The organism is Halohasta sp. A2, assembly GCF_056175805.1.
This window is the reverse complement of the sequence record NZ_JAQFWV010000006.1, coordinates 12,252-32,089: the sequence shown is the minus strand read 5'-3', so window position 1 is coordinate 32,089 and position 19,838 is coordinate 12,252. Positions and strand designations below refer to the sequence as shown.

17 protein-coding genes and 1 tRNA gene are annotated in these 19,838 nt (G+C 60.6%); 5 read left to right on the top strand and 13 right to left on the bottom strand.

What is annotated here, in order from left to right:
• Positions 1-55: 55 nt before the first annotated feature.
• Positions 56-128 (top strand) — tRNA-Arg (locus O2S87_RS03285).
• Positions 129-316: 188 nt separating this feature from the next.
• Here O2S87_RS03285 and O2S87_RS03280 read toward each other — a convergent pair.
• From O2S87_RS03280 to O2S87_RS03270, 3 genes are all read right to left on the bottom strand, one after another.
• On the bottom strand, positions 317-769 hold the full coding sequence (locus tag O2S87_RS03280; RefSeq protein WP_475407375.1) for a DJ-1/PfpI family protein: 453 nt from the start codon (positions 767-769) through the stop codon (positions 317-319).
• A gap of 110 nt (positions 770-879) precedes the next feature.
• The gene (locus O2S87_RS03275) at positions 880-1,080 is read right to left on the bottom strand and encodes a ribbon-helix-helix protein, CopG family (protein ID WP_475407374.1); all 201 of its coding nucleotides are present in this window, start codon (positions 1,078-1,080) and stop codon (positions 880-882) included.
• Between the two features lie 397 nt (positions 1,081-1,477).
• Positions 1,478-1,936, bottom strand: a complete 459-nt coding sequence (locus tag O2S87_RS03270) for a transporter (RefSeq protein WP_475407373.1) — start codon at positions 1,934-1,936, stop codon at positions 1,478-1,480.
• 155 nt (positions 1,937-2,091) lie between these two features.
• On the opposite strand from O2S87_RS03270, the gene dpsA reads away from it, so the two are divergent.
• Entirely contained in the window at positions 2,092-2,640 is a 549-nt protein-coding gene (dpsA, locus tag O2S87_RS03265; protein ID WP_475407372.1) for a DNA starvation/stationary phase protection protein DpsA, read from the top strand.
• Between the two features lie 136 nt (positions 2,641-2,776).
• Here the strand turns inward: dpsA and O2S87_RS03260 are convergent, their stop codons facing one another.
• From O2S87_RS03260 to O2S87_RS03250, 3 genes are all read right to left on the bottom strand, one after another.
• Entirely contained in the window at positions 2,777-3,013 is a 237-nt protein-coding gene (locus tag O2S87_RS03260) for a hypothetical protein (RefSeq protein WP_475407371.1), read from the bottom strand.
• Positions 3,014-3,074: 61 nt separating this feature from the next.
• A complete protein-coding gene (locus O2S87_RS03255) occupies positions 3,075-3,839 on the bottom strand; it encodes an ABC transporter permease (RefSeq protein ID WP_475407370.1) in 765 nt (254 codons plus the stop codon).
• Complete coding sequence (locus O2S87_RS03250; RefSeq protein ID WP_475407369.1) at positions 3,836-4,834, bottom strand: ABC transporter ATP-binding protein; 999 nt, start codon at positions 4,832-4,834, stop codon at positions 3,836-3,838. The genes O2S87_RS03255 and O2S87_RS03250 overlap by 4 nt, the downstream gene beginning before the upstream one ends.
• 288 nt (positions 4,835-5,122) lie before the next feature.
• Here O2S87_RS03250 and O2S87_RS03245 point away from each other — a divergent pair, with 288 nt between their 5' ends.
• A complete protein-coding gene (locus tag O2S87_RS03245; protein WP_475407368.1) occupies positions 5,123-6,139 on the top strand; it encodes an aldo/keto reductase in 1,017 nt (338 codons plus the stop codon).
• A gap of 41 nt (positions 6,140-6,180) precedes the next feature.
• Here O2S87_RS03245 and O2S87_RS03240 read toward each other — a convergent pair whose 3' ends face one another.
• Positions 6,181-6,852, bottom strand: a complete 672-nt coding sequence (locus tag O2S87_RS03240) for a class II aldolase/adducin family protein (protein ID WP_475407367.1) — start codon at positions 6,850-6,852, stop codon at positions 6,181-6,183.
• A 34-nt stretch (positions 6,853-6,886) separates the two neighbouring features.
• Positions 6,887-7,957 carry a 2-hydroxyacid dehydrogenase gene (locus tag O2S87_RS03235; protein ID WP_475407366.1) on the bottom strand — a complete coding sequence of 357 codons (1,071 nt, stop codon included), beginning with the start codon at positions 7,955-7,957 and terminating at the stop codon, positions 6,887-6,889.
• 253 nt (positions 7,958-8,210) lie between these two features.
• On the opposite strand from O2S87_RS03235, the gene O2S87_RS03230 reads away from it, so the two are divergent.
• Positions 8,211-9,779, top strand: coding sequence for an FGGY family carbohydrate kinase (locus O2S87_RS03230; protein WP_475407365.1), 1,569 nt, complete (start codon positions 8,211-8,213; stop codon positions 9,777-9,779).
• 6 nt (positions 9,780-9,785) lie between these two features.
• Here O2S87_RS03230 and O2S87_RS03225 read toward each other — a convergent pair whose 3' ends face one another.
• Positions 9,786-11,321 (bottom strand): TrkH family potassium uptake protein, encoded by a 1,536-nt coding sequence (locus tag O2S87_RS03225; RefSeq protein WP_475407364.1) that lies wholly within the window; start codon positions 11,319-11,321, stop codon positions 9,786-9,788.
• A gap of 299 nt (positions 11,322-11,620) precedes the next feature.
• On the opposite strand from O2S87_RS03225, the gene glpK reads away from it, so the two are divergent.
• Positions 11,621-13,159, top strand: a complete 1,539-nt coding sequence (glpK, locus tag O2S87_RS03220; RefSeq protein WP_475407363.1) for a glycerol kinase GlpK — start codon at positions 11,621-11,623, stop codon at positions 13,157-13,159.
• Between the two features lie 85 nt (positions 13,160-13,244).
• On the opposite strand, the gene sufD is transcribed toward glpK, so the two are convergent.
• The 4 genes from sufD to O2S87_RS03200 form a co-directional block, all read right to left on the bottom strand.
• Entirely contained in the window at positions 13,245-14,453 is a 1,209-nt protein-coding gene (gene sufD, locus O2S87_RS03215) for a Fe-S cluster assembly protein SufD (RefSeq protein ID WP_475407362.1), read from the bottom strand.
• A complete protein-coding gene (gene sufB / locus O2S87_RS03210; RefSeq protein WP_475407361.1) occupies positions 14,450-15,877 on the bottom strand; it encodes a Fe-S cluster assembly protein SufB in 1,428 nt (475 codons plus the stop codon). The genes sufD and sufB overlap by 4 nt, the downstream gene beginning before the upstream one ends.
• Before the next feature lie 51 nt (positions 15,878-15,928).
• Complete coding sequence (locus O2S87_RS03205; RefSeq protein ID WP_475407360.1) at positions 15,929-16,840, bottom strand: ATP-binding cassette domain-containing protein; 912 nt, start codon at positions 16,838-16,840, stop codon at positions 15,929-15,931.
• A 135-nt stretch (positions 16,841-16,975) separates the two neighbouring features.
• Positions 16,976-19,714 (bottom strand): DNA-directed DNA polymerase, encoded by a 2,739-nt coding sequence (locus tag O2S87_RS03200; RefSeq protein ID WP_475407359.1) that lies wholly within the window; start codon positions 19,712-19,714, stop codon positions 16,976-16,978.
• Positions 19,715-19,838: the final 124 nt, after the last annotated feature.

Genomic DNA, 19,838 nt, shown 5'->3' with positions numbered 1-19,838 from the left:
CACGGGGCCGCCGTACCGTAACCGTCTTATGTGAACCGAGGGTACAATGAGATGAGTCCCGTTAGGGTAGTGGACTATCCTATTGGCTTGCGGAGCCAGTGACCGGAGTTCAAATCTCCGACGGGACGTTCGTTCTTTCGGGTTGCCTCGCTTCGCTCAGCAACCGCTCGGTCACTCACGTCCCGTCTTGCTCCACGCTCGTTACACTCGCGTGGAACTCCGACGGGACGTTTTTATGTATAATCTGTTCTGAGTCGAACCAATCGTCGACCCGTTCAAGAACGTCCCTGCGCACATCGAGAACTGAGGCGGGTTCTCAGGCAGCGTGTTCGGCCAGAGTATCCACCAAGACACGGTTGTAATCGGGGATGTCGGCGACGACACGTCCCCAGACGATGTTGCCGTCGCGGAACGCCGCTTGGTCGACCCAGTTTGCGCCTGCGTTGATGAGGTCGTCTTTGATCCCAAGCGAGCCCGTCGCGTCCGAGCCCTCGACGATGCCAGCCGAAATGCCGACCAGCCCGGCGTGACAGATCAGCCCGATGATTTTGTCGTCCTCATAGGCCTCCCGGACGAGGTCGAGCACCGACTGGTCGCGGCGGATCTTGTCCGGCGTCCAGCCGCCGGGGACCAACACCGCATCAACTGCCGCCGGGTCGACCTCCGCGGCGGCGAGTTCGCTCTCGGCGGTGAGCCCGCCGCTTTTGCCCGTGTACTCCACGTCGGCTTCCGTGCCGACGACATCGATCTGTGCGCCTTCCTCTTGCATACGCAGAGCGTGTCATAGAACTCTTCACACACTATAGTCAGTTAAGTTACTATTATAACGGTTTACTTCCTTAGAGATGCGTGCACAAGGTGCACGACGTTTAAAATCTGTTAGAGAGTACCTTTTCGTGTCCGAATAATGATCTCTCGAACCTGTTTAACGTGATTCGTCTCGGATTGAACGAATGCTGTGAGGATGGCTTCGACGATCTCGGAGCGGCTGACTCCGAGATCGTCACATTTAGCGACCAATTCATCTAGTTCTCGCACGATTTCCTCGTCAACAGCGACTCCGAACTTCTCTTTCGCCATAGCTACGACAAGCTAAGAATAGCGTGCACCAAGTGTACGGCGTTTTCAATTCGTTAGAGTTGATTCAACAAACCATGTGAACACTTCTATGACACCCTCTACGCATGTAGACGGCCCAGAACTCCAGATCCTCGAATCCGGGTCCGACTAACATGGCGATTCGTGTGTCTTCGAGTTTCATGTCGGCTCGCCGTTGGAGTAGAACCGGACAGCCCGGACGTGGGGTGCCCACGTCGACCCTGTCCGACCGATACCCAACCGTACCTCGGAAGAGACCCCATTCAATCATAATCTTTTGTTTTGGTTTGGCAACGAGATAGTCCACAAATGGGTTCATCACCGACTGGTCGCTGCGACGGATAGTTTCAGGACGAGAGCGCGCTATGTCTCGCGTTTCCTACCACGTCACGCCAGCCGCCAACAGCCCGGCGTCGACGAGCAAGAGCACCGCCACAGCCCCGGCAGCCAGAAAGATCGGGCGCGTCGACTCGACGGCCGCCCCAACGTCGTCACCGGCTGCCGAGCCACCTAGACGCTTACAGCCGATCTCAACGAGCCCGGTCAACACGAACCACAGCACCAACATCGCCACGACGAGTTGACCACGGCCGGTACTAAAAAGCGACTCCGCAGTGTAGCCTGTGCCTGCTAGGTGGCCGCCGGTCGCCACGAAGACGACCGCGCTGATACGGGTCAACCACGAGAGCCTCGTCGAAATCGCCGCCATCGCGTCGGCCGAAATCGTCCCTGCGGTCGACGCCGGGAGGACCGCTCCGACGACGAACAGCACACTTCCGGTCCAAAGCCCGGCGAACAACACGTGAACCACCTGCATCACCGAATCGATTACTGCCATGCCCGATTATTGGTCGACAGTCGGATATATGCTGCTGATCAACGCTGACGACGTTGCTGAAGGAGGGTGTTTGGTAAATATATCTTTCTTAATCCCAAAAAAGCGTTTTCACAACGTGAAGTTTTAAGTGGCTGGCGGGTGAATGAGTAGATGTCATGAGCACGCAGAAAACCGTCCGACAGCAGGCCGGAACCGTCGAAGGCTCCGAAGGGCTTCGGCTCGAAAAGGAAAAAGCCGAACAGATCGTCGACGCGCTGAACACCGATCTGGCCAACGCGTACGTTATGTATCACCAGATCCACAAACACCACTGGAACGTCGAGGGCGCGGAGTTCCACGATATCCACGTCTTCCTCCAAGAGGTCTACGAGAACCTCGAAACCGGGGCCGACCGAATCGCCGAGCGGGCACAGGCAATCGGCGGCGTCCCGGTTGCAGGTCCGGCCAATCAGGAAGAGCGAGCGACGGTCGAGTTCGAAGGTGAGGATGTCTACGACATCCGTACCTCCCTGGAAAACGACGTGATCGCCTTCGGAGACATGATCGAAGGGATGCGCGACCACATCCAGCTGGCGGCCAACCTCGGCGATCCGACGACCGAGCACATCCTCAAGGAAGTCCTAACGCAGGTCGAAGAGGACGCCCACCACATCGAGCACTATCTCGAAGACGACACGCTCGTCCTCGAATCGGTGACGAAATAATCGACTGTTTCACTCAGGCGTTTTAGGCGTCGTCGGTGCTCGTGTTTGGCGGTCGACGGGATCTAACCATCGTTTTTACTTTTTTTACCAACGAGCTACAGCCACATCACTCACGGGAGCGTCTGCCAACTCGCGATCAGGGCTGTAGTTTCTGACGGAGATCGTTCGCAGTGAGCGCACCCTGAATCAGGTACGAGGCCCCGCTGTACTTCGGTGCGATCAGTGCTGCACCGAACAGCAGTGCCGCCCGTTCGGTCTCGCCGTTCTGTCGGGCGTGGCCAGCTTGAACGAGCAGTGAGACGACGTTTAGCTGTTTGAGCCGACTCTCAGAGAGCAGTGTTTCGACTGGGGTTGCGGCGGACTGGAGGGACATTACACCCTACCGGACGCGTCGACGACGGAAAAACGCCCGGAGCCATCAACGTCGAGAACACTCAGTCGGTCTGTGGAATGGCGTACGCCCCGGCCACGAAGAAGGCGATCGCAAGCCCGGTGAGAACCGCCAACTCACCGAGATACGGCTGGCCAGCCGCCGGTTCGTAGGTGAGCGCCCGCACGCCGCGGGCGAAGTAGGTCAAAGGCGAAAGTTCGACCAGCGGACCGAACCAGCCGGGCAACTGTTCGAGCGTGATGAACGTATCCGAGAGGAAAAGCAAGGGAAGCGCGATCGTGTTGCTCGCGGCGATCACGCCGTCCTGGGAGTCGGCCAGTCGACCGAGCAGTGCGCCGAACCCACAGAACATGATTACGGCGAGCGCGACGAAGGGCACAAGCATCACGAGCGATCCCGAAAGCGGGACCGTCGCATCAGTGAGCACGATGACGAGTCCCAAAATCAGCAGGCTCGCAATGCCGATGATGAGCGTGTTGACGAGCGTGTGGGCCACCAGCCACTCGGTCCGTCGCAGCGGTGTCGTCGCCAACTTTTCGAATCTGTTGTCGTCGCGGTGGCGGGCGATCTCACTGCCGACGCGTGACAGCGGCGTAAACAGGACGACGGTTGCCAGGTAGCCCGGAATGTAGTAGGCCGCCGGCTCCGCAAAGAGGCCGCCGTCGGTCGACTGAGTCCGAACCAGTGCGCCGAAGATCACGACTAGGATGACGGGGAAAAAGAACGTGAAAAAGACCGCCGTCCGGCGGCGCAGAAACGAGTGCCACGCGGCGACGGCCTCCGCGCGAATCCGCCGATACCGACTCATTGGTCGCCTCCGGCCGCACCGTCGACCGCTGGCTGGCCAGACGGCGTCGCTTGCTCTACGGCATCGTCAGCGACCACGCTCGCGCCGGGCGTCGACGCGCCCTCGAACGTTTCGCCGGTGAGTTGGAGATAGACGTCTTCGAGACTCGGTTCGGTCCACGTCAGCGAGTCGTAGCTGATTCCCGCCGTCGAGAGGGCCTCGACCGCCTCGGCGATATCGACCGGCGAGACGCCGTTGACGACGACTTCGGCCGGGCTTTCCGAGGTCGAAAAGCCGGCCGCACACAGGGTCTCGGCCGCCTCGTGGCTGGTTTCGGTCCCAATCACGAGTCGACTCTCGCCGCCGTGGTCGGCAATCAACTCGGTGGGCGTGCCGACGGCGACCAGTTGCCCGTCTTGGAGCAGGCCGACGCGGTCCGAGAGTCGCTCGACCTCGTCCATCGAGTGGCTCGTGAGCACGACCGTCGTACCGCCCGCGGCGAGCGATTCGAGCAGGTCCCACAGCGCGCGTCGACCGGCAGGGTCGATTCCGGTAGTCGGCTCGTCCAAGAACAGGAGATCGGGGTCGTTGACTAGCGCGGTCCCGACACAGACGCGGCGTTGCTGGCCGCCCGAGAGCGTCTCGTACCAGCTGTCGGCCGTCTCGGTGAGCCCGACATCAGCGAGCACGGTGTCGGTGTCGTGGGCGGTTCGGTAGAGCCCGCCGTAGTAGTCGATGAGTTCGCGGGCGGTGAGTCGTGCTGGCGGTGAAAACGACTGCGGAAGCAGGCCGATCCGGTCGGCGTCGACCGCGGTCGGCTCGTCGCCGAACACCCCTATCGTGCCTGTTGCTGACGTTGTCCCCGTGAGTGCCCGGATGAGCGTCGTTTTACCCGCTCCGTTCGGTCCGATCAGACCGAACACCTCGCCTTCGGCCACCGTGAGATCAACTCCGTCGAGCGCGACGGTCTCGCCGTAGCGTTTGGTCACCCCGCTGGCGACGACAGCCTCGTTCATACGCGTTCTCGGGGCGGTTTCGGCCTAAGGATTCTGTTTTCGCCGCCCGAAAAGCCGAACCAGCTATACTGCTCCGATACAAACGGCCGGTGATGGACTGTCGGGCAAACCTGTCGACTATCGGTCTCGTGATGCTCGTAGTCATCGTGATCGCTGTCGGCCTCACTGTTGGTCTGGCCGTCTTTTTATAAACAAAGTCCCTGACTGCGAGATCCGTCCGACGCCTCGTCCGAATACAAATCGTGAGGGTTTCAGCATGCTTATGTCGCTATCGACGCGAAACGCTGTATGCAGTACCGACAACTCGGAGCGACCGGCACGCGCGTTTCAGAACTCTGTTTCGGCACGTGGCGGTTCGGACGCAAAACGGGTGGCGTTCTCGAAACCGACGAGGACCAAGCCCACGAACTGCTCGATACGTTCGCCGACCACGGCGGGAACTTCATCGATTCGGCCAACGTGTACGGCGATCCGAACGGCACCAGCGAGTCCTACATCGGCAACTGGCTCGAAGAAAGGGATCGCGAGAAGTTCGTCATCACCTCGAAAGTCTACTTCGGCTTTGACGACGACAACCCAAACGGCTCGGGGCTCTCGCGGACGCATATCCGCGACCAGATCGACGGCACGTTGGAGCGGTTAGGCACTGACTATCTGGATCTGTACTACATCCACCGCTGGGACGAGAACACCCCGATCGAAGAGACGCTGTCGACGCTCGATCGGATCGTCGAGGAAGGCAAGGTCAACTATCTGGGCGCGTCGACAATGGCCGCTTGGCAGCTCACCAAAGCCCTCTGGAAATCCGATACGGAGGACTACCAGCGCTTCGACGTGACCCAGCCGCTGTTCCACGCGGGGTACTACAAGGACGTTGAGGACTTTCTCGACGTCTGTGCAGACCAGGACCTCGCAGTCTGTCCCTACTCGCCACTCGCTGGCGGGTTCCTCACGGGTAAGTACGAGCGCGCCGACCCCGAGGATCCGAAATCGGTTCGCGCGCCGGACGGTTCGCGCGGGAGCTTCGACGAGCGCTTCGAACGCTTTTATCTCTCCGAACGCGGCTGGAAAGTTCTCGACGAGATCCGAGCGGTCGCCGACGAAGTCGATGCCTCGCCCGCCCAAGTCTCGCTACGGTGGCTTATGGACCAAGAAGCGTTCACGTGTGTACCGATTATCGGCGCACGGACGCCCGAACAGCTCGAAGAGAACGTTGGCGCGGCCGACGTCTCGCTCACACGAGACCAACACGACCGCATCACGGACGCACGGTTCGACGACGAGGGTCGACGCTGGGGCCATTAAATGTCGGCTAACTGTTCGTAGTCACCGGCTACGTGGCTGGTTCAGTGCTGTTGGCCGTAGCCGGCGAACTTTTCGGTTAATCTGTCGATTTCGTCATCCGGTAGTAGATTCGGCTCGCCGATAGCGAGTGCTTGGTAGTGGATTCGCGCGCAGTACTCGACCATCAGCGCGATCTCGAACGCCGACTCGATGCTGTCGCCGACGGTCAACACGCCGTGGTTTTCGAGCAGACAGGCGTTATATTCGTCGCCGAGCGTGTCGACCGCGATCCGTCCCAACTCCGGGGTGCCGTAGGTCTCGTACGGGGCGACCGGGACCTGATCGCCAGCAAAGGCAATCAGGTAGTGCGACGGGCCGATCGGCTCGCCGAGGCTGGCGAACGTACTTGCATAGGGTGAGTGGTTGTGGACGACACCGCCGACGTCGTCGCGCTGGCGGTAGACCATCGTGTGCATCGGCGTCTCGGCCGAGGGATCGTACTCTCCGTCGACCCGCTCGGCGTCGAGGTTTACGAGTGGAACGTCGTCGCCGGTGATCTCCTCGTAGGGCATCCCCGAGGGGCTGATGACGACGTGTTCGTCGTCGATCCGGCCGCTGACGTTGCCGCCGGTTCCCTTGGTCAGTCCTTGGTCGAGCATATCGCGGCCGGTGTCGGCGACCGCTCGGCGTTTAGCGTGCAGTTCGTCGATGTCGATTGAATCTGGAACGGGCATTGGTCTCGTGTTGTCGCGGTGGTTTGTGATCGTGCTACTGCTGGGGTGGCGAGAACGTCGACAGCACTTCCTCGTTGGCGATATGTTGTGGCTCTTCGCCCCCGAAGAGTGCCAGGAGGTCGTCGCGGATCATCGCGGAGTGTCGACTGATCACCTCCTCGGTCGCACCGCCGAGATGCGGCGTCGTGACGACGGTGTCGAGTTCCAGCAGCGGGTGGTCGTCGGGAATCGGTTCTTTGTCATATACGTCGAGGGCTGCTCCACGGAGGCCGCCGGTCTGCAACTGGTCGACCAGTGCGTCCTGGTCGATAATCGCGCCGCGCGCGTTGTTTATAAAGAACGCGCCGTCTTTCATCCGCTCGAACTCTTCGGGGCCGAGCAGACCGCGAGTGGCCTCGGTGACCGGGACGTGAACCGAGACGATGTCGCTCGTTTCGAGGAGTTCGTCGAGGTCGACCTTTTGGGCTTCGTACGTTGCCATCGTTTCGGCGTCGACGTACGGGTCGAAACCCAAGAGGTCGACGTCGAACCCCTGGGCGCGGGTGGCGACCTCGCGGGCGACAGCGCCCATCCCGACGAGCCCGAGGGTTTTGCCGGCGAGCTCGATGCCTTTGAGCCGTGTGTACGGCGAGTCGGCACCCATTCCCCAGGTGACGTCCTCGCGGCTGCCGCCACCCGCGGCGTCGGCCTGCGGCTCACCGGTGTAAGTCCCGGTGTGCAACAGGTGGTGTGAGTGAGCGATGTTGCGGAGCAGCGCCAGGATCTGGCCCCAGGTGAAGTCGCCGACGCTGACCGCGTTGCGTCCGGGGGTGTAGAGGACGGGAATTCCGTGGTCGGTGGCCGCCTCGATGTCGACGTTCGCGTCGGGACCCCCGCGTGGGCAGGCGATGATTTTGAGGTCGTCGGCCGACTCGATGACCGACCGCGAGACGCCCTCGTAGCCGACGATCAGCAGGTCGACACCGTCGAGGCGCTGGCGAAACTCGTCGTCATCGAGCCGCCCGTCGCGCTCGCTGATCGGCGCGTACTCGACTTCGAAGCCGAGTTCGTCTCGGAGGGCCGCTACGACTGCTGGATCGAAGTTCGCTGTGATGAGTGCGTTCATACGAAGGATTCAACCGCCAGTTTGTTTGGACCGAGCGCTCCACAGCGCACGTGACGTTAACAACTATTATATATGTAGTGCTGATTTCCAGTACTGAATCGCTGTTTTCGGCGCCCACGTGGAACCACCGTTTCCGGAGGTGTTGTGGATCGTATACGCGCCAGCCACTGTTTGGTGAGTCAATTACTATTTAAACCCGACATAACAATTAGTGTGAAAAAGTGTTATTCGGCATTAATTATAACTATTTTTTATGTCACAAGTGCTCATCGGCGTCGACGCTGGCACGACAGTGATCAAGGCAGTGGCGTTCTCGCTCGATGGCGAGGAACTCCACCAGCACAGTCTCGACAACGCGGTCGACAGCCCCGAACCGGGGTATGCCGAACAGTCGATGACCGGGACCTGGGAGACGACCGCCGAGGTGCTTCGGGAGGTCGTCGACCAACTCGCTGACGACGACGAGGTTCTCGGCCTCGGCGTGACCGCACAGGGCGACGGCTGCTGGCTGCTCGACGAGACGGGCGAGCCGATCCGCCCGGCGATTTTGTGGTCCGACAGCCGGGCCAACAGCATCGTCGGCGAATGGGCCGACCAGGGAATCAGCCAGGAGATCTACGACATCTGCGGCGGCGGGGTGTTTCCCGGATCGAGTCTCACGATTCTCCAGTGGCTCGCCGACAACGAACCCGAGACGTTCGAACAGGTCGGGACGGTCTTTTGGTGCAAAGACTGGCTGAAGTACAACCTCACCGACGAGATCGTCTCGGACCCCTCGGATATGTCGCTGCCGTACCTCGACATCGAGACCGTCGAGTACGCCGACGAAGTGCTCGAACTCGTCGGCCTCGAACCGATCGTCGACGCGCTGCCGCCGATCAAAAACGGCGACGAAGTGATCGGCGAGGTGACCCCGGTCGCCGCCGACCAGACCGGCGTTCCGGCCGGGACGCCGGTCGTCTCGGGGATGTTCGACGTCCCGGCCTCAGCCATTGGTAGCGGCGCGGCAACGGCCGGCGACGGCTCGTCGGTCGTCGGGACGACCTCGCTGAACCAGACGATCCTCGACGAGCCCTACAAGGGGTCGACGCCGGTCGGCATCACTGCGGCATTAGGCGTCGACGGCCTGTGGGCACGCTTTATGGCCTCGATGACCGGCACCCCGAACCTCGATTGGGCGCTCGAAGAGATCATGGCGTTTTCCGAATTCAATCTTGTCGAGATGGCGGTCGGCGAGATTCCGGTCGGCTCGGGTGGGATCATCTATCACCCCTTTTTGAGTTCGGCGGGCGAACGCGCGCCGTTTTCGGACCCCAACGCCCGCGCGCAGTTCATGGGGTTGAGCCAGGAACACACCCAGGCCCACCTCGTTCGCGCGGTGTACGAGGGGATCTCGTTGGCGATGCGTGACTGCTACGAACATCTCCCGTACGACACCGACGAGATCTTTTTGAGTGGTGGCGGGGCGAACTCCGACTTCTGGTGTCAGATGTTCGCCGACGCGCTCGACGCATCGATCGCGGTCCCCACCGGCAGCGAGTTCGGCGCCCAGGGCGCGGCGATTCTCGCCGGTCTCGGCGTCGGCGTCTACGACGACCTCCAGTCAGCAGTCGACAGAACGTCGGCGGTCGAGCGGTCGTTCGAGCCGCGTCCGGAAATCGCCGCCCAGTACGACCGCTGGTACCATGTGTATAAACAGGCGTACGAGGCGACGTTCGACGTCTGGTCCGAGCGGGCCGAGGCGGTCGACGAACTCGCCGCGATGCGTGAGTCGACGGCCGACGAACAACGCTCGTCGGTCGTCGAAGGCGCTGACGATTGATTCGATCTAGCGGTCGTCGACCCAGCCGACGAACAGCGCGAGCACGGGAACGATTTCGAGTCGACCGAGCCACATCAACCCAGTCATTAGTAGAAGCGAAACGTCGGAAAACCCTTCATAGGTTCCGTACGGACCGATTTCGCCGAACCCGGGGCCGATGTTCCCGAGCGTCGCCAGCGAGGCGCTGAACGCCTCCAAGGTCGTTAGGTCCTGGCCGATTCTCGCCGAATCGAGGCTGAAAAAGACTGCCGACGCGCCGAACAGGACGATGTAGAGCACCGTGAACACCATGATGCCGCGGATAGCGTCCTCGTCGACGACGGTCCCGCCGAGTCGAACCGGTTTGACAGCGTCGGGATGGACCGAGGTGTAGAGCTCACGGCGCACTGTTTTGAGAACGATCAGCCACCGAACGACTTTGACGCCACCGCCGGTCGAGCCAGCCGAGCCGCCGATGAACATCGCAAACAGTAGCAGGATCTGAGCGTGTTCGTCCCACTGGGCGAAGTCGGCGGTCGCAAAGCCGGTTGAGTTCATCAGCGAGGCGATCTGGAACGCCGCCTGCCGGATCGTGTTCTCGGTGAACCCGCCGGTCGTGCCACCGATTTCGAGCGGTGGGGCCGCCCCGCGGACCAACACGGCCGCGAGAACGGCGGTCAGCACCGCGATTGCGCCGGTGTAGGCGCGGAACTCGGGGTTGTCGACGACGGTTCGGAGGTCGCCGCGAATGGCGTGCCAAAACAGCGCGAAGTTCACACCGGCGACAACCAAAAACGGGATTATAAGCCACTGAACGGCCGCGCTGAAGGCGGCGATGCTCTCGGCCTCCGGCGAGAAGCCGCCGGTCGGAAGCGTCGTAAAGCCGTGGGCGACCGCGTTGTAGAGGTTCATTTCGGGTGCGAGTCCGACCAGATGCAGGCCGTAGAGCAGGACGATCAGCGCCAGTGTGAAGCCGAAGTAGATCAGCCAGAGCGCGCGGGCGGTTTCGGCGATTTTCGGTGTGAGCTTCTGGAGTTCGGGACCGGGTGCCTCCGACTGCATGAGTTGGGCGCCGTTGACCGCCAGCTCCGGCAGGATGGCGATCATCAGCACGATGATCCCCATCCCGCCGAGCCACTGGGTGAGCTGTCGCCACATCAGAACGGCGTGTGAATGCTGCTCGTAGCTGAGTTCGAGCGTCGCGGTCGCGCCGGTGGTCGTGAAGCCGCTCATCGACTCGAACAGCGCGTTGATCGGCACGCCGAGCGCCGATTCGGTGCCATAGCCCGCCAGCACGTAGGGAATCGCGCCGATCACCGCGACCGCCAGCCACGACAGCGAGACCAACAGCAGTGCTTCGGGCGGGTTGAGATCCGGATCCGAATCGAACTGTTCGAGCCCGAGTCCCACGAGGACCGCGATAACCGGTGAAACCAGAAATACCCAGATGTCCTGGCCGTAGATCACCGCAACCATCAGCGGCACCAGCATCGTCACGGCCAGATATTTGATGATCGTCCCGACGAGACTCACACTCGCAGCCCAATCGAGCCGCCATCTCATCTGCTCGTCACCATTTGATTGTCGACCGTAACTCAGAGATTCCGTATCAACGCTTCGATACCCTCGGACGATCCATCGAACCGGTGCGACCTGAGCTTCCAAACGCCAGTCGTACACAAACATTCACGATATACCGACTGTATGTTATTTTTATAAAAAATATCAATACGATGATAATATTTATCCTGTGATTCATTGATTACTACCTGTGGGGCAGGTAGTCACTACTCATGGTCTGGGAGTCGACAGCGGTTCCCCGCGGCCGGATTCGGGCGTGCTACCGCCACACGTGATCATCTATGACAAATGAAACCTACGTCGGTTCCGTCGATCAAGGAACCACTGGCACGCGGTTTATGGTCTTCGACCATGGTGGCAACGTCGTAACGAGCGCCTACGAGAAACACGAACAGATCTATCCCGAACCCGGTTGGGTCGAACACGACGCGATGGAGATCTGGGAGAACACGAAGTCGGTCATCAACAAATCGCTGGACGAGGGTGGCCTCACTGCCGACCAGCTCGACGCGATCGGCGTCACCAACCAGCGCGAGACCACGCTGCTGTGGGACGCCGAATCCGGAGATCCGATCGCCAACGCGATCGTCTGGCAGGACCGCCGGACGACCGACCGGGTCGAGCAGTTAGAAGAGGAGGGCAAGGTCGACGAGATCAGACAGAAAACCGGCCTCGAAGCCGACGCCTACTTTTCGGCGACCAAAGCCGAGTGGCTGCTCGACAACACCGACCCGATCAAGCTCCAGCGTGCCCGGCCTCAGGACGTCCGCGAACGCGCTCAAGAGGGCGACATCATGTTCGGGACGATCGACACGTGGGTGATCTACAACCTCACAGGGAACCACATCACCGACGTTTCGAACGCCTCACGGACGATGCTGTTCAACATCCACGAGATGGACTGGGACGACGACCTCCTCGACGAGTTTAGCGTTCCGGCCGCGACACTTCCCGAAGTCCGTCCCTCCTCGGACGACGACACCTACGGGTCGACCGATCCGGATGGCTTCCTCGGCGCGGAAGTGCCCGTCGCAGGCGCACTCGGTGACCAGCAGGCCGCCCTGTTCGGCCAGACCTGTTTCGATTCCGGCGACGCCAAAAACACCTACGGGACGGGGTCGTTCATGCTGATGAACACCGGCAACGAGGCGGTCATGAGCGAACACGGCCTGCTGACGACGGTGGGTTTCCAGCGCTCGGGCGAACCGGTGCAGTACGCGCTCGAAGGCGCGATCTTCATCACCGGCGCAGCAATCGAGTGGCTCGAAGACATGACGCTCATCGACAACGCGATGGAGTCCGAGGCCGTCGCCCGGAGCGTCGACTCGACCGATGGCGTCTATCTGGTTCCCGCCTTTACTGGCCTCGGCGCGCCGCACTGGGACCAGCGTGCCCGTGGAACCATCGTCGGGATGACCCGTGGCACCCGGCCCGCCCACGTCGTGCGGGCGACGCTCGAATCGATCGCCTTCCAGACGAAAGACGTCGCCGAGGCGATGGTCGAAGACAGCGATATCGACCTCGCTGACCTTCGTGTCGATGGCGGCGCGGTCAAGAACAACTTCCTCTGCCAGCTACAGGCCGACATCGTCGACACGAACATCGTCCGGCCGGTGGTCGACGAAACCACCGCGCTCGGATCGGCCTACGCCGCTGGCCTGGCGGTCGGCTACTGGGAGACGGTCGACGAACTTCGGGACAACTGGCAGGTCGACCGCGAGTTCCAACCCGATCCGGATGCCGACTACACCGCCGAGTTCGACCGTTGGCACGACGCCGTCGACCGATCGATGGGCTGGGCCCAGTCGGAAGGCGAGTAGTCGACGCTACGCGTCTCGGTCGCAATTGCTCACCGATATTTTATAAAACCGCAGAACAGCAAAACAGCGAACGTCGAGCGAAGCCTCAGTTGAGCCGTGCGACGATGAGATCCGAGAGGTCCTCGCGGAACGCCTCGACGTCGATCTCTTCGAGCACCGGCACGAAAAAGCCCTCGACGAGCATATTCCGAGCCGTGGTGGGGTCAATCGAGCGAGATGTCATATACAGGAGATCCTCCTGGTCGACCTGGCCCACGGTCGCCGAGTGGCTGGCCTCGGTGTCGTGGTTCTTGATGATCAGCTTGGGTGAGGCGTCGGCTTCCGACTCATCGGAGAGCATGAGGGTGTTCTCACGCTGGTAGGAACTCGTGTTCCACGCGCCCTCGCCGACGTCCTGGACACCCTCGTAGACCGACCGGGCCACGTCGTCGAGCACGCCACGGGTGACGAGGTCGGCGGTTGTGTGCTCGGCACGGTGCCAGACACGGGCGTTGACATCGAGATGCTGGTCCTCGTGGCCGAAGAAGGCCCCGACGACCTTCGTCTCCGAGCCGTCGCCCTTGAGTTCCGTCTCGACGTCCGAGCGGGTAAGTCGAGAGCCGATGTTGCCCTCGATCCAGTTGGCGGTGGCGTAGGTGTCGGTCACCGCACGCTTGAGCGTAACGTGGTAGGTCTCCTGGTCGAGGTTCTGCAGCGAGCCGAACTGGACGTAGCTGTTCTCGCCAGCCACGACTTCGACGATGTTGCTGAAGAAGCGGTCTCCTTCGACATCTTCGCCGGATTCGATGGATTCGAGGATCGTCGCGGAGGCGGACTTCTCGGTGATCACGAGTGTTTGACTGAACAACGACCGGGAGTTCATCTCGGCGCGGATCGTGATGTCCTCGGCGTCGACGCCCTCGGGAACATAGATGACCGTGCCCGTGGTGAACAGCGCTGCCGATAGCGCGGTCAGATAGTTCTCTTCGGCGTCGACGATTGAGCCGAAGTGCTCTCTGATGAGTTCCTCGTGGTCCGCAAGTGCTTCGACGAACGAGAGGACGGTCGCACCCTCGGCCTCGACGCGTTCGGTTGCGTCGGACTGATCGAGCGGATCGACTAGGTTCTCGAAGTCGAGTGCTTCGAGGTTGGTCCAGCGTCGACCGGGCGTCTGAATGACGTCCGGCAGTTCGAGCTCGTCGAGCGCATCGAGCGCCGCAAGACGGCGTTCGAGGAGCCACTCGGGCTCGTCTCGTTGCTCGGAGATCTCCTGGACTGTCTCCTCGGAGATCGTGGCTGGAACCTGGACGCTCATCCGAGCGAGCCCTCCATTTCGAGTTCCACGAGGCGGTTGAGTTCGACCGCGTACTCGATGGGCAGTTCTTCGGTAAGCGGCTCGATGAAGCCCGAGACGATCATCTGCTTGGCGTCGTCGTCGTCGAGACCTCGGGATTGGAGGTAGAAGATGTCCTCGTCGCCGATCTTACCGACGGTCGCCTCGTGGGCGACGTCGACTTTCGACTCGTTGATCTCCATATACGGCATGGTGTCCGACGTGGATTTGTTGTCGAACATCAGCGCGTCACACTCGACTGCCGTCGAGGAGTTCTCGGCACCGTCGGCGATGTGGACGAGTCCCCGGTAGTTGGTCCGGCCGCCGTCCTTGCTGATACTCTTGGACTCGACGGTCGACTTCGTCTCGGGGGCGTTGTGGTAGACCTTCGCACCGGTGTCGATGTTCTGGCCCTCGCCCGCGAAGGCGATAGTGATGTGGTTGTCCGATGCGCCGCGACCCTTGAGGATTGAGGCGGGGTAGAGCATGGTAGCTTTCGAGCCCATCGAGCCCGAAATCCACTCCATGCGGCCGTTGGCCTCGACGATGGCGCGCTTGGTGTTGAGGTTGTAGGTGCTCTTCGACCAGTTCTGGACCGTCGAGTACTGGACGTGAGCGTCTTCGCCGACGAAAACCTCGACGCCACCGGAGTGGAGGTTGAACTCGGAGTATTTCGGGGCCGAACAGCCCTCGATGTAGTGAACCTCAGAGCCCTCTTCGGCGATGATGAGCGTGTGCTCGAACTGGCCCATACCTTCCGAATTCATCCGGAAGTAGGCCTGAATCGGCATCTCGACTTTGGTGTCTTCGGGCACGTAGACGAACGAGCCGCCAGACCAGATCGCACCGTGGAGTGCAGCGAACTTGTTGTCGCTCGGTGGGACACACTTGTTCATGAAGTACTCGCGGACGATCTCTTCGTGGTCACGGACCGCCTTGTCCATGTCACAGAAGATAACGCCCTTTTCCTCCCACTGCTCCTGCATGTTCTGGTAGACGATCTCCGACTCGTACTGGGCACCAACGCCCGAGAGGGCGTTCTTCTCGGCTTCCGGGATGCCGAGTTTGTCGAAGGTGTCTTTGATGTCCTCGGGCAGGTCCGTCCAGTCGTCGACGCCGCCGCGGACGTCGATGTCAGGTCGAATATACGGTATGATCTCGCTGACGTCGACCTCCGAGAGATCCGGGATCTCGGGCCAGCTGGTCGGCATCGGCATATTCTGGAAATGCTCGAGGGCGCGGAGGCGGCGCTGGAGCATCCACTCCGGTTCGTCCTTGTCCTCGGAGATGACGCGTACCGTCTCCTCGGTCAGCCCCTTTTCGCTCTTGAAGGCGGAGGCTTCCTCCTTCTTGAATTCGAATCGGGCCTCGGTGTCTGTCTGTTTGATGTGTTCTTCGGAACTCATGGATTGTTGTAGGTGTTGGTTGCTTATAGTGCTGTGCGTAACTGTATACGCTTACGCAGTCTCGTAGACGTCCTCGCGGACCCAGTCGTAGCCCTTGTCTTCGAGTTTCTCGGCCAGTTCGGCCCCGCCGCTTTTGGCGATCTTGCCGTCGAGCATGACGTGGACGTGGTCGGGTTCGACGTAGTCGAGAATTCGCTGGTAGTGGGTGATCTGGAGGACACCAGTGCCCTGCTCGTCGCGCAGCGCGTTGATGCCTTTCGAGACGTCCTGGAGGCGGTCGATGTCGAGCCCTGAGTCGATCTCGTCGAGGACGGCGATACAGGGTTCGAGCAGCGCAGCCTGCAACACTTCGTTCTGCTTTTTCTCCCCACCGGAGAATCCGGCGTTGAGATAGCGGGTCATGAACTTCTCGTCCATGTCGAGCAGTTCCATCTTCTCGGAGAGGATCTGCTGGAACTCGGCGACGCTGACCGCGCCGTCGTCGGCTGGGCCTTCCATCGGTGAGGTGTCGTAGCCCGACTCTTCTTCCTCGTCTTCGTCGTCGTCGCCTTCGAACAGCTCCTCGCGTTCGTCGGCCTTGGCGTTGAGCGCCTGGCGGAGGAAGCTGGTCATCGTGACGCCTTCGATCTCTGCGGGGTACTGGAAGCCGAGGAAAATACCGAGCGCGGCGCGCTCGTTCGGCTCCAGCTCAAGGAGATTCCACGTGAGATCCTCGTCGTCGAGGTCTTCGTCGATGTCTGCGACATCCTCGTCGTCGAGGTGGAGCAGGATCTCGCCGTCGGTGACCCGATAGGCCGGGTGGCCCGCGATGATCTTGGCCGTCGTCGACTTGCCTGAGCCGTTGGGGCCCATCAGCGCGTGGATCTCGCCCGACTGTACTTCGAGGTCCACGCCTCGAAGAATCGTCTCGCCGTCTTCTTCTGCGACTTCTGCGTGTAGGTTTTTAATTTGGAGTGTTGCCATTGTTGATTCGTTGCCTCGTATGCGTAGAGTAGGAGGTTACGCCCATAATGGTTACGCATTCACCCCTACAAATCTGCGTCTCCGAAAAGAAAAATTCTCAAATCGAAAAGACACGCTGCTTTCGTGTGTTTTTGCTTACCAGTACTGTTCGAGTCCGGTCTGTGTCTGGCCAGTCTTGATCTCCTCCCACGACATCCCGAGGGCTTCGATCACCCGCGAGATCGGCCCTTTCAGTGTCTTTTCTAACATCTTTTCGAGATCGACTTCGAACTCCTCAGGGAGCTGGTCGGCGTACTCGAAGCAGATCACATCGGGGTCGCGTTTGAACTCGCCATAGAGGGGGTCGCGCTGAGGGTCGAGCCCTTCCTCGTTTTCCATTCGGCGGAAAAACGAGGGATGGACGGTTTCGAGGTAGAGTCGTTTGGGTTTCGAGCCGCGGTCGAAGTTGGTGCCCAACATGAGGTTGGCGTACTGCGCGCCCCGGACCTGTGCGGTCGGTGTCTCGTAGGCATCGAGACGCTTGCCGATACCGCCGGGAATCCCGATCTCGTCGACGCTTCGCTCGCCGTTGAGGAACTCCTCGATGACGGTCGTGAGGTACGCACGGACCTCCTCGATGTCGTCGTCGACATCATCGCCGGTCACAATCGTCTCGATGACGTCTTTTTGGACCTTTTTGGTAATCGGCGCGATATCCGAGCGTTTGTACTCAAAGCCGGTGATGTCGATGTCGTCGACGTCTTTGCCCTCTTTCCAGATGATGTGGCCCGCATACCGCTTTTTGCGGCCCGCTTGGAAGAATCGTCGATACAGTTTCTCGAATTCGATCTGGAACCGGTGGACGTCGGCGTTGAGTTCCTCGCGCGCGAAGTCATCGTATCGGCCGTTGATGTACTCTTGGATCTCAAACGACTGGTCGATGGCGTCGGCCTTGTCGACTTCTTTGCCGAGTTCGAGCATGACGCTGTCAGTGTCGCCATATGCGATCTCGTAGTCGAGTTCGTTGGCCGCAGTCGCAGTGAAGTCAATAACCTCGCGGCCAGTCGCAGTAACCGCCGCTGCACCCTCCTTGTCGTAGAGCCGGAATCGATCCCACCCCGTCACACCATAGAGTGAGTTCATAATAACCTTCACAGCGGCCTGTTGGGTGTCGTAAATGGCGTACTCGGCGCTTTCGGGGCTGTGCTCATTCCGCAGTTTCTTTTTATTTTCACGCTCGGTCAACAGTTCGTCGACCATCTCGCGCATGATCCCATCAGGCTGCTTGCGGAACCGGCTCCCGTTGGGCGCGCGGTAGGTCTCGCCCTCGAAGTCGTCGTCGACCTTGGTTTCGGGCCCGGCATTGATCGTCACCATACACATCGGGTAGAGCGACTTCAAGTCCAGGACGGTAACGTTCTGCTTGACGCCCGTAATCGGGTCGAACACCGCCCCACCCTCGAAGTCCTCGGATTCCTGTTTGCCCTTCGTGGGCAGCGCGAACTTGCCGTAGGCTTTGTGGAGAACGTACTGGTCGACCGCGTCTCCAGGGGTCGGAGCGTCTTCGATCTTACAGCCGACGAACTTTCGAACCTCGTCCCAGAAGGCAATCAATCCCTGTTTGTGGTCGATCTCGACACAGAGTTCGACGTCCCGGAGGTTGTATTCGAGCAGTCGCGTCGGGTTGTCGGTCCAGAGATCACCGATGTCTCCAGCATATCGCTCTTTGCCGATGTCGAGTTCGGTCTCGCCGACCGCATCAAGCCGGTAGGAGTCGAGTTCGGTGAACTGGGTTCGTTTGTAGCCGTACAGCAGATCGAAGACGACCCGACCCTTGATGTCGGGACCGCCCCAGCCCGACCGCCAGACCTCGTTCACACGCGAAAGCCGGTCAATCGACAGGTCGTGGTCAGTGCCGGAATCGAGTTCTTCGAGTCTGTCGAGCAAGTACGGCGCATCGAAGTCCTCGAAGTTCCAGCCAGTAAGGATGTCTGGATCGGTCGTCTCAATGTACTTCACGAAGGCATCCAACATTGCTTCCTCGGAGTCGTAGCTTCGGACGTCGACCGTGATCTCCTCGCGGTAGGGGTCGTACTCGGGGAGCGACTCGGGGATTTCGCCGTCTCCCTCCTCGGATTCCCAGATCCAGACGACGTATTCGTCGTCAAACGAATCATAGCTCGTCAGACAGAGAATAGGCTCCTCGCCGTCCTCTGGAAAGCCGTTCTTGTCGTAGACCTCGATATCGAAGATGTCGACTCGAAGGTCGGTGTCGACCGATGCCGGGACGACCTCGGTGTGGGGAACCTGGATCGAGTTGTCTTCGAGTCGACGCTCAGAAACCCGAACGCCGCTGTTGATTCCCTTGTCGATCAAAAAGCGATTTGGGAACAGAATGTCGGCCTCGTAGTGATCGAACTCGTCGCGGAGTTGGCCCACGTCGCGTGGGGTTCGACCGATGATTTTGGTCAGTTTTTCGCCTCGGATACTCTGGAAGGGCTCGCCGTTGTGATCGACCTCGCGGCTGTCGATGAGTGCGTCGTGTTCGTTTTCCGGTGGGGCATCGAGCGAGTCGGTCGGCACGTAAAAGTAGGGCTCGAAGCCGAGCACCCGGACGTGTTCGTGGGTTCCGTCCTCGCGGCGGCCGAAGACGTGGATGACGGGGTGTTGTTCGCGGCCGTTGCCTTCGATGGTGTAGTCGACCTGAGTCACCATGAGTTCGACCGTGCCGGTCGAGTCGGGGAACTTCGCCTCGTCGATGTCGACGACGTCGCTGATTCGTCCACCGCCGTTGCCCGCAACGACTGCAGCCGCGTCGGCCGCATCAGCCGCATCAGCCGTCGACTCCTCGTCGGAGTCGGACCCAGAGAAATTCGAGAGAGCCGACTGTGTCATAGCCGCAGGTTGGGCCGTCCGAATAAAAAGACCAAGCTTTCAGTCGCCCAACTGACCGACCGCAGCAACGACCTATCGGCGTCGCTGTCGTTCGGATGCTGGCCACCACGACTCGACGGAGCCT

What these genes read in the sequence shown, in the direction of transcription:
- O2S87_RS03280 (WP_475407375.1), bottom strand. Translation starts at nt 769, where the DNA reads ATGCAAGAGGAAGGCGCACAGATCGATGTCGTCGGCACGGAAGCCGAC.
- O2S87_RS03275 (WP_475407374.1), bottom strand. Translation starts at nt 1,080, where the DNA reads ATGGCGAAAGAGAAGTTCGGAGTCGCTGTTGACGAGGAAATCGTGCGA.
- O2S87_RS03270 (WP_475407373.1), bottom strand. Translation starts at nt 1,936, where the DNA reads ATGGCAGTAATCGATTCGGTGATGCAGGTGGTTCACGTGTTGTTCGCC.
- dpsA (WP_475407372.1), top strand. Translation starts at nt 2,092, where the DNA reads ATGAGCACGCAGAAAACCGTCCGACAGCAGGCCGGAACCGTCGAAGGC.
- O2S87_RS03260 (WP_475407371.1), bottom strand. Translation starts at nt 3,013, where the DNA reads ATGTCCCTCCAGTCCGCCGCAACCCCAGTCGAAACACTGCTCTCTGAG.
- O2S87_RS03255 (WP_475407370.1), bottom strand. Translation starts at nt 3,839, where the DNA reads ATGAGTCGGTATCGGCGGATTCGCGCGGAGGCCGTCGCCGCGTGGCAC.
- O2S87_RS03250 (WP_475407369.1), bottom strand. Translation starts at nt 4,834, where the DNA reads ATGAACGAGGCTGTCGTCGCCAGCGGGGTGACCAAACGCTACGGCGAG.
- O2S87_RS03245 (WP_475407368.1), top strand. Translation starts at nt 5,123, where the DNA reads ATGCAGTACCGACAACTCGGAGCGACCGGCACGCGCGTTTCAGAACTC.
- O2S87_RS03240 (WP_475407367.1), bottom strand. Translation starts at nt 6,852, where the DNA reads ATGCCCGTTCCAGATTCAATCGACATCGACGAACTGCACGCTAAACGC.
- O2S87_RS03235 (WP_475407366.1), bottom strand. Translation starts at nt 7,957, where the DNA reads ATGAACGCACTCATCACAGCGAACTTCGATCCAGCAGTCGTAGCGGCC.
- O2S87_RS03230 (WP_475407365.1), top strand. Translation starts at nt 8,211, where the DNA reads ATGTCACAAGTGCTCATCGGCGTCGACGCTGGCACGACAGTGATCAAG.
- O2S87_RS03225 (WP_475407364.1), bottom strand. Translation starts at nt 11,321, where the DNA reads ATGAGATGGCGGCTCGATTGGGCTGCGAGTGTGAGTCTCGTCGGGACG.
- glpK (WP_475407363.1), top strand. Translation starts at nt 11,621, where the DNA reads ATGACAAATGAAACCTACGTCGGTTCCGTCGATCAAGGAACCACTGGC.
- sufD (WP_475407362.1), bottom strand. Translation starts at nt 14,453, where the DNA reads ATGAGCGTCCAGGTTCCAGCCACGATCTCCGAGGAGACAGTCCAGGAG.
- sufB (WP_475407361.1), bottom strand. Translation starts at nt 15,877, where the DNA reads ATGAGTTCCGAAGAACACATCAAACAGACAGACACCGAGGCCCGATTC.
- O2S87_RS03205 (WP_475407360.1), bottom strand. Translation starts at nt 16,840, where the DNA reads ATGGCAACACTCCAAATTAAAAACCTACACGCAGAAGTCGCAGAAGAA.
- O2S87_RS03200 (WP_475407359.1), bottom strand. Translation starts at nt 19,714, where the DNA reads ATGACACAGTCGGCTCTCTCGAATTTCTCTGGGTCCGACTCCGACGAG.